Origin of the sequence: Salinicoccus sediminis (assembly GCF_000986795.1) — a bacterium.
GTDB classification, from domain to species: domain Bacteria; phylum Bacillota; class Bacilli; order Staphylococcales; family Salinicoccaceae; genus Salinicoccus; species Salinicoccus sediminis.
In genome coordinates, this window is record NZ_LAYZ01000024.1 from 529611 (window position 1) to 542953 (window position 13343).

Genomic DNA, 13343 nt, shown 5'->3' on the forward strand with positions numbered 1-13343 from the left:
CTGTTAAAAAAAGTAATTCATTTCAATCCGTAAGAAATATAATGACATTATTCTATTTATATTAATTTCACATATAACATGGTTATTTACTTTAAAGATAGGATTCATTGTAAGATTCCACTGATATAATCATGCAAAGTTTCAAACCACAAAAAATTCGTTTTCTGTGATTTTATACAGAAATTCTGATATCGGGGAATATCATCCAGCAGCTCAAATTTTTGGGGCAATTTTACACTTTTAACATGTATATGCATCCTTAATATAAAAAACGATGATTTCATATGAAAGAATCATGTGAAATCATCGTTTTATTAATGGAAAAATCCCTGCGGCCGGAACCTATGATACTTTATTCCGCCGGGATAACGGCTCCGTCATAGTTCTCTTCTATGAACTGCCTGATTTGATCGCCCTGAAGCACTTCCATCAGTTTCTTGATGTCGTCGCGGTCCTCATCCCCTTCACGTACAGCGACCAGGTTGGCGTAAGGCGATTCACTGTCCTCCAGTGCGATTGAATCTTCCTGTGGATTCAGTCCGCCGTCGAGTGCGAAGTTGGAGTTGATGATCACTGCCGGCGCTTCGTTGTTCTCATACATCTGGACGAGCATTTCCGGTGCTGTTTCATTGTTGAATTCAAGGTTCTTAGGATTTTCCGTAATATCGTCGAATGTTGCATCTTCGATGTTGATGCCTTCCTCGATTTCAATCAGGCCGGCGTTGACGAAGAATGACAGGAAACGGCCCTCTTCTGCCGGATTGTTGGATACGAGGATGGTCGATCCGTCTGGAATATCCTCAAGTGAATCATAGTCCTGAGAGTAGACGGCCATCGGCTCTATATGGACATTTCCTGCACTGGCAAGTTCGTAGCCGTGGGACTCCGATTCAGTGTTCAGATATGGTGTATGCTGGAAGAAGTTTGCGTCTACTTCTTCATCTGCAAGGAGTCGGTTCGGTGTCGTATAGTCATTGACGATTGAGATGTCGAGCTCAATGCCTTCCTCTTCAAGGATGGTTGCCGCTTCTTCTAGGATTTCAGCATGTGGTGACGGTGATGCCGCGATGGAGATGGTGCCGTCGCCCTCTTCATTCTCGGCAGTTTCACCGCCCTCTTCACCTTCTGAGCCGCCTCCGCAGGCGGCAAGTACAGCTGCAAATACTGACATGGTAAGTAGCAATAAGAACTTTTTCATAAGACAAAACCCTCTTCCTCAATTGTTTTTTTATATGGAGGTCAGCGTTTATCCACAGTTTTGGAGAAGAAATCCCCCGCAATCTGTATGATAAAGACGATAACCAGTATTACTATTGTTGCAACCAGTGTGACATCGCTCTGGTTCCTTGTGAAGCCAACCATGTATGCGAGGTTGCCGAGTCCGCCGGCTCCGATGACGCCGGCAATGGCGGTTGAACCGACGAGCATGATGGCCGTGACGGTGATCCCGGAGATGAGTGCGGGCATGGATTCCGGGAGGAGCACTTTCCAGATGATGGTCCATGTATCTGCCCCCATGGATTCCGCCGCTTCGATGACACCCTTGTCGATTTCCTTGAGTCCGATCTCCACCAGTCTGGCGTAGAACGGTGCAGAGCCGATGATGAGTGCCGGAATTGCGCCGTTCGGCCCCATGATGGTGCCCATCAGCACTTTCGTGAACGGAATAAGCAGGATGATCAGGATGATGAACGGAATCGCCCTGAACAGGTTTACCAGGAATGCTGTGATGCCATATATCGGCTTGCTCGCTTTGACTTCACTTTTTGAAGCCAGGAACAGGATGATGCCGAGCACGATACCGAATATGAACGTGAATGCTGTGGCGATGGCGGTCATATAGATTGTTTCATATGTCGCCTCCCAGACTGCATCCCATCTTACATTTTCAAAGGAGAACATGGTCGTAAATTCATTGATCAGTTCATTCATTGGTCTTCCACCTCCACAGTGACGTCGTGGTCGGCAAGTTCTGCTTTCAGTCTTTGAAGTGTTCCGTCATCCACATCGATTGCGACAAACAGGTGGCCGTATGACTCGTTGTTCGTCCGTTTGATGTTGCCCGACAGTATGTTCAGATCAAGATCGTATTTTTTGACGACCTGTGACACGATCGGCGCTTTCGACTGTGAACCGACAAACCCGAATTTGAGGATCTTCGATGTCGGGAACAGCTCCCGCACTTCATCGAAGGAGAGGGCCGTTTCCTCATCATTGATATCATCTTTGACGAAGCGTTTCGTCACACTGTGCTCCGGATTCTGGAACAGTTTCAATACGGGGCCCGTCTCGACGACCCGGCCGTTCTCCATCACTGCAGCACGGTCGCATATTTTACGGATGACATGCATTTCATGGGTGATGAGCACGATCGTGAGGTTCATTTCATCACGGATCTTCACCAGCAGATCGAGCACTTCATCTGTCGTTTCCGGGTCCAGGGCGCTGGTGGCTTCATCACAGAGAAGGACCTTCGGCTCATTGGACAGAGCGCGGGCGATGCCGACACGCTGTTTCTGACCGCCGGACAGCTGGCTCGGATAGTTGTCCTCGCGGCCCGAAAGCCCGACCAGTTCCACCAGTTCCTTCACCTTTTTCTGCCGCTCCTTTTTTGGCACTCCTGCAATTTCCAGCGGGAAGCTGATGTTTTCCGCAACGGTCCGGGACCAGAGCAGGTTGAAGTGCTGGAATATCATGGAGACTTTCTGGCGTTTTTTGCGCAGGGCCGGCTTCGACATGCTGCTGATGACGTCCTCCCCGATGACGACGTCGCCTGATGACGGCATTTCAAGACCGTTGAACAGCCTGATGAGTGTTGATTTTCCCGCACCGGAATAGCCGATGACGCCGAAGATCTCACCCTGGCTGACATTCATGCTGACGTCGTCCACAGCCTGGATATCAGCGCTTTTTGTCTTGAATATTTTCGTTACATTCCTTATATCAATCATCTGCGTATCATCCTGACTTCGTAAAAATAAAGGCCCGCTCATTTAGGAGCAGGCCGGGTATTCGCTACAGGCCTCTCATCTGTGATCTTGTGACCAGTGAATTGGCACCTTGTCATGAAGACGGTTGCCGTGGCTTCCAAGGGCACTATCCCTCCACCACTCTTGATAAGAGTATTACCTTATTAGATTGTCATCAATGGTATCATTTTAAAACCTATCGGTCAACCATAAATTCCTCCATCACTTCTGTGAGGTAGGTGACGGACCGGAAGGCATAGACTTCCCGGACCAGTTCCCCGTGCTCGAAAAGCAGGAGGGCCGGAGCAGATCTGATTTCATACGCCTCAATCAGACCCTTGTGGAAATTCAGGTTGATTGAAGTATATTCGAAACCCTTCATCTCCGAGACGATGCCGAGCATGCGCTCTGCAATTGTACAGTTCGCACAGATCGGTGCGTAGCAGTACAGTATGAATTTATCTTCAGACTGGATATGACTGGTAATATCCAGGGAGCTTATCTCTTCTTTCATCATTACCAAACTTACCTTTCATAATGAGGCCGGTATCCACGTAGAACTCGTGTCTCATCAGCAGATTTGCCAGATAGTCCCTCGGACAGCGGCCGACTTCGCCGAATTTCGGATCGATATAGATGTGTGTGCTTTCACTGAGATGTTTTTTGAACCATTTCCTGATTTTCCGCCCTTCCTTATCCGCATCGGACAGGATATAGATGTCGGAACCATTGAGCTGGTCAAGGATCTCGTCCAATTTCGAGACTCCCATCGTACCATGGGTGCAGATGATCTGTACAGGTTCAATCAATACTTCTTCGATTCGTCGCTTATCAGTCTTACCTTCAACTATGAGCACTTTATCGGAAAAATACATTTTTATCACCCTTGGTCTCGTATTTTCAAAAAAACTCCAGACAGTGTCCAGAGTTCATCAGTTTATGCATCCACCATTTCATCGTATGCGTCTGCATCCATAAGGCTATCCAATTGTGATTCATCCGACACTTCGATGACAACCATCCAGGCGCCTTCGTACGGAGATTCGTTGACAAGCTCAGGGCTGTCCTCAAGTTCCTCGTTCACTTCCACTACTGTACCGCTCAAAGGTGCATAAAGCTCAGAGACCGTCTTGACGGATTCCACGCTTCCGAATGACTCACCTTTAGTAATTTCATCCCCTTCGGCAGGCAGCTCGACGAAAACGATGTCGCCCAGTTCGGACTGTGCAAATTCAGTGATTCCAAGTCTGACTTTACCGTCTTCCTGTTTCACCCATTCATGATCTTCTGAGTACTTCAAATCTTTTGGTGTTGACACGATAATAACCTCCTTTGACTTTACAACTATATAATCTCACAGTTCACACTGTTTAAGCAAGGTAAACCTAACCGGTGAAAGCCTTTTGCCAGACATCCTCTTTGAAGCCGAGAAGCACCTGCTCACCGTCATAGGCGAGCGGTCTTCTGATCAGCATGCCGTCGCCTGAGAGTATATCGACCTTTTCGTCATCCGACATCGACGGCAGGCGGTCCTTCAGTTCCAGCTCCTTGAACTTTTTGCCCCGCTTATTGAAGAAATCGTCGATATCATTGTCCGACTTTGAAATGATCTCTTTGAGCTTCTCCTTTGAAGGCGGCGCCTGTACCATGTCATGTGCCTGGAAATCGACATCATTCTCCTCCAGAAACTTGCGGCCTTTGCGGCACGTTGTGCATTTAGGGTATTCGTAAAGTGTAATCATCAAATATCCTCCAGATTCAGTCTTACTTATAATATACCTTTATATGTACTTGTAATGCAAATACAGAAACGCAAGCCGGTTATTTTATATAATGGAGGAAAGATGATAGAATATGTTTGATTATGATATGAAAAAGGAGCTATCCGATATGGCAATGGAAACAATCACCAAATATGAGGATTTTAAAGCAAAGACTGAGAGCGATGATAAGATCATCGTCAAATTTTTCGCCGGCTGGTGCCCGGACTGTACAGCGATGAACATGTTCATCGACCCGATCATGGAGGAATACAATCACATTGACTGGTATGAACTGAACAGGGATGATGTCCCTGAGGCAGCAGAGGAAAATGAAGTGATGGGCATCCCGAGCCTGCTCGTTTTCCAGAACGGTGAAAAACTCGCGCATCTGCATTCCGCCAATGCCAAAACTCCGGAATCCGTCACGGAATTCCTCAGGGAGAACGTCTGATACAGATCCCGCAAAATCCCGCGCCCCTTTATGGAGTGCGGGATTTTACCGTTATCTGTCTTCTTCGAATATGTTGAGGTATTCCTTCAGTATCCCGGCGTGGATCTGGCCGGGGGCCGCCTGGTTCACAAGATGCCCGTATGTCAGGCATGAACCGAATACCCCGCCGGCCACACGTGTAATCTTGCCCGCCTCACCCATGGCGATTCCAACGACCTGGCAGTTGAATTTCCTGCGTGCGTCATGCACCGCACTCAGCACGCTCAGTACATCACGGCCGTCCGCCGGCTGGTATGCAAGCTTCAGTATGTCGCCGCCGCGTTCGTACATATTTTTATACGTCGCCATCATGTCCTCGAAATGCGGGGTATCCCGGAAATCATGCTGGCTTAACAGCACCGCGACCCCTTTCTCTTTCGCCTGGGCGATCAGCTGGTCCACAATCTCCTCATACATAAAAAATTCTATATCCACGATATCGATTTCGGAATGATTGATCGCATGGGAGAGGAGGGACTGGTACTCCGCGGCGGATTTTGTGCCGTTCCCACCCTCACCGTTTGTACGGTAAGTATAGATAATCGGATAATCGCTCATTTCCCGGGCAATATGATCGACAAGGGCGAAATGGTCTTCATGGTTCATCGCATCAAAAGAGTCGCTCCTGATTTCCACGATGTCGAATTTATCACTGCTCCCTCCCGCTTCTGCGATTTCCGCCCGTATCTCTTCAGCGGTGTGCCCTGTAAAGGAGACCACAACTTTTGGCTGCCCTTCACCGATTGTTACATCCTTGATCTTCATACTCAGCGCCTCCGTTTTTCCCGTTTATTTATATACATTATAGAATGTGGATATAAATTTCAATAGAATCAGTATAGATGTACACCGTTTCGGCTGTTTGTTTATTTCATTATAGGGGATAAGGATAGAGAGGTGAATGATATGCTTAAAATAAAAAGAGTATATGAAGAGGAATCGCAGCAGGATGGCAAAAGGTATCTGGTTGACGGCGTCTGGCCGCGGGGTGTGAAAAAGGAGGATCTGGACCACGACGAATGGTACAGGGAACTGTCCCCTTCATCGGAGCTGCGCAAATGGTTCAATCATGACGCCGGCAAATGGGATGAATTCAGGAAGAAATATTTCAAGGAGCTGGATGGGCATGAAGACCTGCTCAGGGATATCAAAGAAGACAGTGACGGCCATAACGTGACACTGCTGTACGGTGCAAAGGATGAGGAGCATAACCAGGCAGTCGCCATAAAGGAATATATTGAAAAGATGTAGATATTGAAAAAGCAGATGCCGCGGCATCTGCTTTTTAGTCTTCCTCATACGGTTCGGGATGGACATAGGAGGAATAGACGCCCTCCTCGGCGAGCGATCTTTCAACTTTGTCGCATATGTCATGCGCTTCATCCAGCGTGATGGTCCTGTCGACGAAGATCGTTACATCGAGGAATACGCTGTCACCGTGATATCTTCCCTTGACCGATGAGACCCCTTCCACGCCGTCGATCTTCATAACATCGTTGATGTAGAACTCGAGGTGCTCCTCATGGAAGCCGTCACTCAGTGTGAAAATCGCATCCTTGCATATTTTGAAGCCGGTCCAGACGATCAGCGCGCCCAGTATGAGTGCAAGTATCGGGTCGGCGATGGGATAGCCGACCTGTGTGAAGATCAGGCCGATTCCCGTGCCGATGCTGACCATGCCGTCGGACAGGTTATCGATCGCCGCCGACTTGAGGGAGCTGCTCTTCGTCTTTTTGGCGAGATTGCTGTTGTAGAGGTAGACCATCAGCATGATGAATCCGCTGATGAAGCTGATCCACAGTGTCAGGGGATTCGGCGTGGTGTACTCTCCTGCGGTCAGTTTGGGGAAGTTATCCATGATGACCTGGAGGCCGACGAACATGATGATGAAAGACACGAGCAGCGTCGAGATGTTCTCCGACTTCATATGGCCGTACGGGTGGTTCCTGTCCGCGGGTTTCAGTGAAATCTTCAGCCCGATGAGGACCGCAACAGATACCAGTATGTCTGTCATGTTATTGAAAGCATCTGCCTGCAGTGCCGCAGAATTGAACTGGACACCCGTTATGAATTTCGCGGCTGAAAGGATGATGTATGTGAACAGGCTCAGGTATGCACCCTTTTGAGCACGTTTCAGGTTACTCTCCATGATCTTACCTCCGGCTTAATGCGATTTGAAGAAATGATATGTATCTTGGATGGAGCCCGGATCATCTGAAAGACAGCAGAAAATAAAAATGCCTAACCGCTCGGGTTAAGCATCATCTAATGGAGACGGCGGGAGTCGAACCCGCGTCCAGAGACCTTGATACATTTCTTTCTACGTGCGTAGTCCATATTTGGAATTCGCATGGCTGACGGTAATGGACGAACCACATACCATGCTAGTCTGATTGATCTCTTCACCCGGTCTGCAGACGGAAGACCGGATGCGTATCCTGCTAAGGTTGAATCATCCGGTCAGGTCGCACAGGAAACGACAAGGGATGATGCAGAGCGCTATTACGCAGCTACTGCGAAGTTGTTTTGTTTGCCAGTTATTATAAACTGAGTATCGTTTTTGCGGAGACGAAACCTCCGGCACGCTTAAAATGCCCAAACAGCCCCTGTCGAATCCGGAACGTCCCCGGATTTAAAAGGGTCGCCTCTCTACAAGGCGTGATAACTATTATAACAGATTCAACGGTGGAATTCAAGCCCGCGCCTACCGGCTGCGGTCCTTCATGGCACGGTCGATATCCCGCTTCATCTGTTTCTGCTTGAGGTCTTCACGCTTGTCATACTTCTTCTTGCCTCTTGCAACACCCAGCAGCACTTTGCAGAAACCGTTCTTAATATACAGTTTCAGCGGAATGAGTGCATATCCCGTTTCCTTCGAAATGCCGTAAAGCTTGTCGATCTGCTTCCTTTTCAGGAGGAGCTTCCGTGTCCTGAGCGGATCGTGATTGTAGCGGTTGCCTTCCTCGTAAGGGGCGATGTGCATGTTGTACACATACATCTCCCCCTTGAAAACACGGGCATAGGCATCCTTCAGATTGGCAGAACCGCGCCGGATCGACTTGATTTCCGTCCCTTTCAGTTCAATCCCCGCTTCGATCGTCTCTTCTATAGTATAATCATGGCTTGCCTTCCTGTTTTGAGCAAGCGGTCTGTCATTTGTCTTTTTCATCGCCCATTACTTCTTTCCCTTGCGTTTTTTTGCCGCATGTTTTGCGCCTTTGTAGAAAGGCTTTTTATTGGCCTTCCCTTTATCAAAGTGCTTCTTGCCGTCCTTCTTTCCGCCTTTTCCCTTACCTTCCGGCTTGGTTTTGGCCTTGATTTCCACAGGACGGCTGCGTTTTTCCCTCGGTGCGCGTTCAGGCATGCCGACCACTTTGAAGTCGATGAGTTTTTCCGCCAGATTCACGTCCATTACTTCGATTTCCACCGGGTCACCGATGCGGTAAACCTTCCCTGTGCGGTCCCCGATGAGTGCAAGATGCCTCTCCTGATACTGGTAATGGTCATCTGTCAGGTTCGACACATGGACCAGCCCTTCAATCGTATTCGGCAGTTCGACGAACATGCCGAAGTTCATTACGCCGGATATGACACCTTCGAAAGTCTCACCGACATGCTCAAGCATATACTCCGCCTTCTTCAAATCATCCGTATCACGTTCCGCGTCCTGGGCGCGGCGTTCCCTGTCGGAAGTGTGTTCTGCCGCATCCGGCAGGTATTCCGCTGTCCTGTCTATCGTCTTCCTGTCCGTCCTGCCTTCGATCAGATACTGTCTGATCAGCCGGTGTACGATCAGATCGGGATAACGTCTGATCGGTGATGTGAAGTGCGTATAGAACTCGGCGGACAGGCCGAAGTGGCCCAGGTTGTCCTCTGCATAGCGCGCCTGCTGCATGGAGCGGAGCATCAGCGTACTGATGACCATTTCCTCCGGACGTCCTTCCACCTCTTCAAGAATTTCCTGGAGCGCCCTCGGATGGATTTCATTCCCCTTGCCTTTTACGACGATGCCGAAATTCGTGATGAATTCGAAGAACTGTCTGAGTTTCTCCTCTTTCGGATCTTCGTGAACACGGTACAGGAACGGCACTTCCATCCAGTGGAAATGCTCCGCGACCGTCTCGTTGGCAGCGAGCATGAATTCCTCGATCATCTTCTCGCCGACCGAACGTGTCCTGAGGACGATATCGCCCGTGGAGCCGTCCTCATTGACCAGCACCTGTGCCTCGTTGAAGTCGAAATCGATTGCACCCCGGGCTTCCCGCCGGTTCCTCAGTATCTGTGCAAGTTCTTCGGCCTCCTGGAGCATCGGGTATACATCCTCGAACATGCTGATCAGTGCCGGATCTTCATCCACGAGCATTTTATTGACCGCATCATATGTCATCCTGCGGTCGGAATGGATGACACTTTGGAAAATTTCATGGTTCATAACTTTCCCGTTCCGGTCGATCTCCATACGGCAGCTCATCGTCAGACGGTCCTCATGCGGATTCAGGGAACAGATCCCGTTCGACAGGCGGTGCGGAATCATCGGAATGACCCGGTCCACCAGATAGACACTCGTTGCACGGTCATAGGCCTCCGTATCGAGGGCCGACCCCTCTTTGACGTAATAGCTGACGTCGGCAATGCTGACTGTGAGTTCATGGTTGCCGTTGCCGAGTTTCTTCACGGCCACGGCGTCATCGAGGTCCTTCGCATCCGCGCCGTCGATGGTGATGGTGAATTCATCCCGCAGATCCGTGCGCCCCTCGAGCTCGGAGGATTCAATCGTCTCCGGCACTTCTTCAGCTTCCTTCAGCACCTCTTCTGGGAAGTCGATCTCGATGCCGTGCTGATAGATGATCGACAGTATATCCACACCGGGATCGTTCTTATGGCCGAGTATCTGGATGACATGGCCTTCCGGATTATCCTCGCCTTCGCGGTATTTCGTGATTTCCACAAGCACTTTGTGGCCCTCGACAGCGCCCAGATTCTGCTTTTTCGGGATGAAGATGTCATCGATGATTTTCTGGGAGTCAGGGATCACAAAGCCGAAATTCCTGCTCGGCTTGTACTCGCCGACCACACGCGTGATGCCGCGCGTCAGTATGCTCGAAACTGTTCCTTCCTGCTTGTCGCTCTCATCACCCGCGCGTGTTGATTTGTGCACTTCAACGAGCACTGTATCACCGTCGAGTGCACCGTTTATCGCGTTCGGCGGGATGAAAACATCCTCAAGCTCCGGGTCTTCGGGACGGAGGAAACCGAACCCCCTCTTGTGCATCGAGAGCCTGCCTTTTACGAGATTCGTTTCACTCGTCTCCATATATTTATCTTTCTTCGTCCTGAATATTTCCCCGGATTCTTCAAGTGAAACCATGTCCTTCACCATTTCCTTGAAGTCCTCCGATTCATATGCAGAAAGCTCTTTTTGGAAATCATCCATCGTCATCGGCTTGTAGTCATCCGACCGTATGATTTCCATTATCTGTTCTCTGTAGTTACCCATGGATTCGCCTCCTATTTCAATTCCAGTCCAACTGGTTCATAAAGTGATGCAGATCCTCGAATAGTTCCTTCTTCTCTACATCTATCGTCAATACGTGGCCCGACTCGGGGTACCACTTCAATTCCTTCTCATCTTCGTCAGTCGAAGTTTCATCATAGATGATGTTCGCCGAATCCGGGTTGATCATTTCATCCTTTTCCGACTGGGCGATGAAAAGCGGATCGAACACATCATCCAGTTTTCCGTTCACCAGGCTGATCATGTCGCGGATTTCATCCAGCATGCCGGTCGGCTCAAAGCGGGACATCTCCTTGTCCACGACGTCTGCCGCCTTCCCTTCCATCTCCTTGAAGCCGCGCGCGTACTCGAGCACACCTTCATACATCGTCTCACGGTCCTTCAGATACATCGGGCTGCAGATCGTGGCCACACCCATTACATCCCGCTCAGTCGCAAGACGCAGTGCAAACACACCGCCGATGGAGAGACCCGCGACAAAAATTTTGTCATATCCCTTTTCCCTCAGGAAATCATACGCCTCGAGCACCTGGGACCACCACACATGGGGGCTTGACTGGAGAAGGTTTTCAGGAGGTTCGGCGTGGCCTTCGTAATGCGGGGCATAGGAAGTGATACCCTGTTTCTGAAGGTACCGTCCGAGCTGCCTCACATCCGATGAATTCCCTGTGAATCCATGGAGCAGAAGCACAGCTTTCTTCCCTTCTTCAAAGAAAAACGGTTTTGGCAATTGTATCTTCATAGTTATACCCTACTTTCACTTCGTTAATTTCATTGTACGTTAAATTAACCACTTATAAAATAAAAACCCCCTATTGCTAGGGGGTGGATCCATCAGCCTAAATATGTCAGCAGCAGCATGATCATGAAGAACAAAAGAGACAGGATGACTGTCGCCCTGTGAAGCACAAGATCCATGCCACGCGCTTTTTGTTTACCGAATAATTGCTCTGCACCGCCACTGATTGCACCTGAGAGGCCGGCGCTTTTCCCTGACTGTAGCAATACCACTGCAATTAAAGATATACAAACGATAATCAGTAGCACAATGAGAAGTGTTTGCATGTGGTAATCCCTCCATAAATATTAACACTAAGAATATTAACAGATTTAGAGTATTTTTGCAAACCGCTCCCGGACCTGTCAGGGCGATGGTTGCAGCGGTGTTTCGGTGGGCGCCGTCGCTGCCTGCGATGTCCGGATAACGCAAAAGACACACCGGCCGCAGCCGGTGTGTCCAGAGTATCAGAACGGTTACTTCTCATCCAGGTTGTAGAAGGAGGAGAGTCCGTCATATTTTGCTGTTTCGAAGAGTTCGTCTTCGATGCGGAGCAGCTGGTTGTATTTGGCAACACGGTCGGTACGGGATGGTGCACCTGTTTTGATCTGGCCGGCGTTGACTGCAACTGCAATATCTGCGATCGTCGTATCTTCAGTTTCACCTGAACGGTGTGAGATGACTGCAGTGTAGCCTGCGCGTTTGGCCATTTCGATCGCTTCGAATGTTTCTGTAAGCGTACCGATCTGGTTCACTTTGATGAGGATGGAGTTGCCGACACCTTCTTCGATTGCTCGTGCGAGTTTTTCCGTGTTGGTAACGAACAGGTCGTCACCAACGAGCTGCACTTTGGAACCGAGTTTTTCTGTAAGGAGTCTTGTGCCTTCCCAGTCGTTTTCATCCAGCCCGTCCTCGATGGAGATGATCGGATATTTGTCGATCATCTCTGCATACCAGTTGACCATTTCTTCTGAAGAGTAGGATTTGCCTTCGCCTTTGAGTTCGTATTTGCCTGTATCTGCATCATAGAACTCGCTTGACGCTGCATCCATCGCAAGGCGGATCTGTTCGCCCGGCTTGTATCCTGCCTTCTCCACTGCTTCGATGATCGTGGAGAGTGCCTCTTCGTTGGAACCGAGGTTCGGAGCGAATCCGCCTTCGTCGCCCACGCCTGTGTTGTAGCCTTTTTCGTTCAGCACTTTCTTGAGGTTGTGGAAGATTTCAGCACCCATGCGGAGGGCTTCCTTGAAGGACTCCGCCCCTACAGGCATGATCATGAATTCCTGAATATCCACGTTGTTGTCGGCGTGCTCTCCGCCGTTGATGATGTTCATCATCGGTACAGGGAGCTGTACTGCGTTGAATCCGCCGAGATATTTATAGAGCGGCTGACCCATGAAGTCCGCTGCCGCTTTGGCAACAGCCATGGAGACACCAAGGATGGCGTTCGCGCCGAGTTCGCCTTTGTTGTCTGTGCCATCAAGCGCAATCATCATCTTGTCGATGGAAACCTGCTCGAGTACGCTGAAGTCACCGTCCACAAGTTCCGGTCCGATCTTTTCGTTGACGTTCTCAACAGCTTTCTCCACACCTTTTCCGAGGTAGCGCGTTTCATCTGCGTCGCGGAGTTCCACTGCTTCGTATTCACCAGTGGAGGCACCGGATGGCACCAGTGCGCGGCCGAAAGCACCGCTTTCTGTAAGAACTTCCACCTCGACTGTCGGGTTCCCGCGGGAGTCGAGTACTTCGCGTGCATAAACATCTGTAATTAATGGCATATCCAGATCTCCTTTTAATTGGTTTTATGATTTTATTATCCGGGATTAAC

General features: G+C 49.5%; 16 protein-coding genes, 1 other RNA gene and 1 riboswitch. Of the genes, 2 read left to right on the forward strand and 15 right to left on the reverse strand.

The genetic code is table 11. From position 1 onward, the window contains the following. Window positions 1-352 precede the first annotated feature (352 nt). The 7 genes from WN59_RS11110 to WN59_RS11140 form a co-directional block, all read right to left on the reverse strand. Window positions 353-1198, reverse strand: a complete 846-nt coding sequence (locus tag WN59_RS11110) for a MetQ/NlpA family ABC transporter substrate-binding protein (RefSeq protein WP_046517185.1) — start codon at window positions 1196-1198, stop codon at window positions 353-355. 41 nt (window positions 1199-1239) lie between these two features. Next, on the reverse strand, window positions 1240-1932 hold the full coding sequence (locus WN59_RS11115; RefSeq protein WP_046517187.1) for a methionine ABC transporter permease: 693 nt from the start codon (window positions 1930-1932) through the stop codon (window positions 1240-1242). After that, window positions 1929-2951, reverse strand: a complete 1023-nt coding sequence (locus WN59_RS11120; protein WP_046517189.1) for a methionine ABC transporter ATP-binding protein — start codon at window positions 2949-2951, stop codon at window positions 1929-1931. Before WN59_RS11120 ends, WN59_RS11115 begins: the two co-directional genes overlap by 4 nt. A 72-nt stretch (window positions 2952-3023) precedes the next feature. Next, a riboswitch (SAM riboswitch) is annotated at window positions 3024-3123 on the reverse strand. Window positions 3124-3165: 42 nt separating this feature from the next. Further along, window positions 3166-3486: a thioredoxin family protein gene (locus WN59_RS11125; protein WP_052747419.1), complete on the reverse strand. Its 321-nt coding sequence runs from the start codon at window positions 3484-3486 to the stop codon at window positions 3166-3168. Continuing rightward, entirely contained in the window at window positions 3434-3844 is a 411-nt protein-coding gene (locus tag WN59_RS11130; RefSeq protein WP_017547919.1) for a toprim domain-containing protein, read from the reverse strand. Before WN59_RS11130 ends, WN59_RS11125 begins: the two co-directional genes overlap by 53 nt. A 62-nt stretch (window positions 3845-3906) precedes the next feature. After that, entirely contained in the window at window positions 3907-4287 is a 381-nt protein-coding gene (gcvH, locus tag WN59_RS11135) for a glycine cleavage system protein GcvH (RefSeq protein WP_017547918.1), read from the reverse strand. 67 nt (window positions 4288-4354) lie between these two features. After that, window positions 4355-4711, reverse strand: coding sequence for an arsenate reductase family protein (locus WN59_RS11140; protein WP_046517191.1), 357 nt, complete (start codon window positions 4709-4711; stop codon window positions 4355-4357). A gap of 154 nt (window positions 4712-4865) precedes the next feature. On the opposite strand from WN59_RS11140, the gene WN59_RS11145 reads away from it, so the two are divergent. Continuing rightward, a complete protein-coding gene (locus tag WN59_RS11145) occupies window positions 4866-5183 on the forward strand; it encodes a thioredoxin family protein (protein ID WP_046517326.1) in 318 nt (105 codons plus the stop codon). A gap of 51 nt (window positions 5184-5234) precedes the next feature. Here WN59_RS11145 and aroD read toward each other — a convergent pair whose 3' ends face one another. Then, complete coding sequence (aroD, locus tag WN59_RS11150) at window positions 5235-5987, reverse strand: type I 3-dehydroquinate dehydratase (protein WP_046517193.1); 753 nt, start codon at window positions 5985-5987, stop codon at window positions 5235-5237. A 141-nt stretch (window positions 5988-6128) separates the two neighbouring features. Between aroD and WN59_RS11155 the strand changes: the two genes are divergently transcribed. Further along, window positions 6129-6473, forward strand: a complete 345-nt coding sequence (locus tag WN59_RS11155) for a DUF488 domain-containing protein (protein WP_046517194.1) — start codon at window positions 6129-6131, stop codon at window positions 6471-6473. 34 nt (window positions 6474-6507) lie between these two features. Here WN59_RS11155 and WN59_RS11160 read toward each other — a convergent pair whose 3' ends face one another. The 7 genes from WN59_RS11160 to eno all read right to left on the reverse strand — a co-directional run bounded on the left by WN59_RS11160 (window position 6508) and on the right by eno (window position 13293). Beyond that, the gene (locus WN59_RS11160) at window positions 6508-7371 is read right to left on the reverse strand and encodes a cation diffusion facilitator family transporter (protein WP_046517196.1); all 864 of its coding nucleotides are present in this window, start codon (window positions 7369-7371) and stop codon (window positions 6508-6510) included. Between the two features lie 117 nt (window positions 7372-7488). Then, window positions 7489-7850, reverse strand: a transfer-messenger RNA (tmRNA) gene (gene ssrA / locus WN59_RS13410). Window positions 7851-7926: 76 nt separating this feature from the next. After that, complete coding sequence (gene smpB / locus WN59_RS11165; RefSeq protein ID WP_046517198.1) at window positions 7927-8391, reverse strand: SsrA-binding protein SmpB; 465 nt, start codon at window positions 8389-8391, stop codon at window positions 7927-7929. A gap of 6 nt (window positions 8392-8397) precedes the next feature. Further along, a complete protein-coding gene (gene rnr, locus WN59_RS11170) occupies window positions 8398-10719 on the reverse strand; it encodes a ribonuclease R (protein WP_046517200.1) in 2322 nt (773 codons plus the stop codon). A gap of 16 nt (window positions 10720-10735) precedes the next feature. Next, window positions 10736-11479 carry an alpha/beta hydrolase gene (locus tag WN59_RS11175; protein ID WP_046517202.1) on the reverse strand — a complete coding sequence of 248 codons (744 nt, stop codon included), beginning with the start codon at window positions 11477-11479 and terminating at the stop codon, window positions 10736-10738. A gap of 92 nt (window positions 11480-11571) precedes the next feature. Then, window positions 11572-11802 carry a preprotein translocase subunit SecG gene (gene secG / locus WN59_RS11180; protein WP_046517203.1) on the reverse strand — a complete coding sequence of 77 codons (231 nt, stop codon included), beginning with the start codon at window positions 11800-11802 and terminating at the stop codon, window positions 11572-11574. Window positions 11803-11991: 189 nt separating this feature from the next. After that, entirely contained in the window at window positions 11992-13293 is a 1302-nt protein-coding gene (gene eno / locus WN59_RS11185; protein WP_046517205.1) for a phosphopyruvate hydratase, read from the reverse strand. Between the last annotated feature and the right edge of the window lie 50 nt (window positions 13294-13343).

What these genes read in the sequence shown, in the direction of transcription:
- WN59_RS11110 (WP_046517185.1), bottom strand. Translation starts at nt 1,198, where the DNA reads ATGAAAAAGTTCTTATTGCTACTTACCATGTCAGTATTTGCAGCTGTA.
- WN59_RS11115 (WP_046517187.1), bottom strand. Translation starts at nt 1,932, where the DNA reads ATGAATGAACTGATCAATGAATTTACGACCATGTTCTCCTTTGAAAAT.
- WN59_RS11120 (WP_046517189.1), bottom strand. Translation starts at nt 2,951, where the DNA reads ATGATTGATATAAGGAATGTAACGAAAATATTCAAGACAAAAAGCGCT.
- WN59_RS11125 (WP_052747419.1), bottom strand. Translation starts at nt 3,486, where the DNA reads ATGATGAAAGAAGAGATAAGCTCCCTGGATATTACCAGTCATATCCAG.
- WN59_RS11130 (WP_017547919.1), bottom strand. Translation starts at nt 3,844, where the DNA reads ATGTATTTTTCCGATAAAGTGCTCATAGTTGAAGGTAAGACTGATAAG.
- WN59_RS11140 (WP_046517191.1), bottom strand. Translation starts at nt 4,711, where the DNA reads ATGATTACACTTTACGAATACCCTAAATGCACAACGTGCCGCAAAGGC.
- WN59_RS11145 (WP_046517326.1), top strand. Translation starts at nt 4,866, where the DNA reads ATGGAAACAATCACCAAATATGAGGATTTTAAAGCAAAGACTGAGAGC.
- aroD (WP_046517193.1), bottom strand. Translation starts at nt 5,987, where the DNA reads ATGAAGATCAAGGATGTAACAATCGGTGAAGGGCAGCCAAAAGTTGTG.
- WN59_RS11155 (WP_046517194.1), top strand. Translation starts at nt 6,129, where the DNA reads ATGCTTAAAATAAAAAGAGTATATGAAGAGGAATCGCAGCAGGATGGC.
- WN59_RS11160 (WP_046517196.1), bottom strand. Translation starts at nt 7,371, where the DNA reads ATGGAGAGTAACCTGAAACGTGCTCAAAAGGGTGCATACCTGAGCCTG.
- smpB (WP_046517198.1), bottom strand. Translation starts at nt 8,391, where the DNA reads ATGAAAAAGACAAATGACAGACCGCTTGCTCAAAACAGGAAGGCAAGC.
- rnr (WP_046517200.1), bottom strand. Translation starts at nt 10,719, where the DNA reads ATGGGTAACTACAGAGAACAGATAATGGAAATCATACGGTCGGATGAC.
- WN59_RS11175 (WP_046517202.1), bottom strand. Translation starts at nt 11,479, where the DNA reads ATGAAGATACAATTGCCAAAACCGTTTTTCTTTGAAGAAGGGAAGAAA.
- secG (WP_046517203.1), bottom strand. Translation starts at nt 11,802, where the DNA reads ATGCAAACACTTCTCATTGTGCTACTGATTATCGTTTGTATATCTTTA.
- eno (WP_046517205.1), bottom strand. Translation starts at nt 13,293, where the DNA reads ATGCCATTAATTACAGATGTTTATGCACGCGAAGTACTCGACTCCCGC.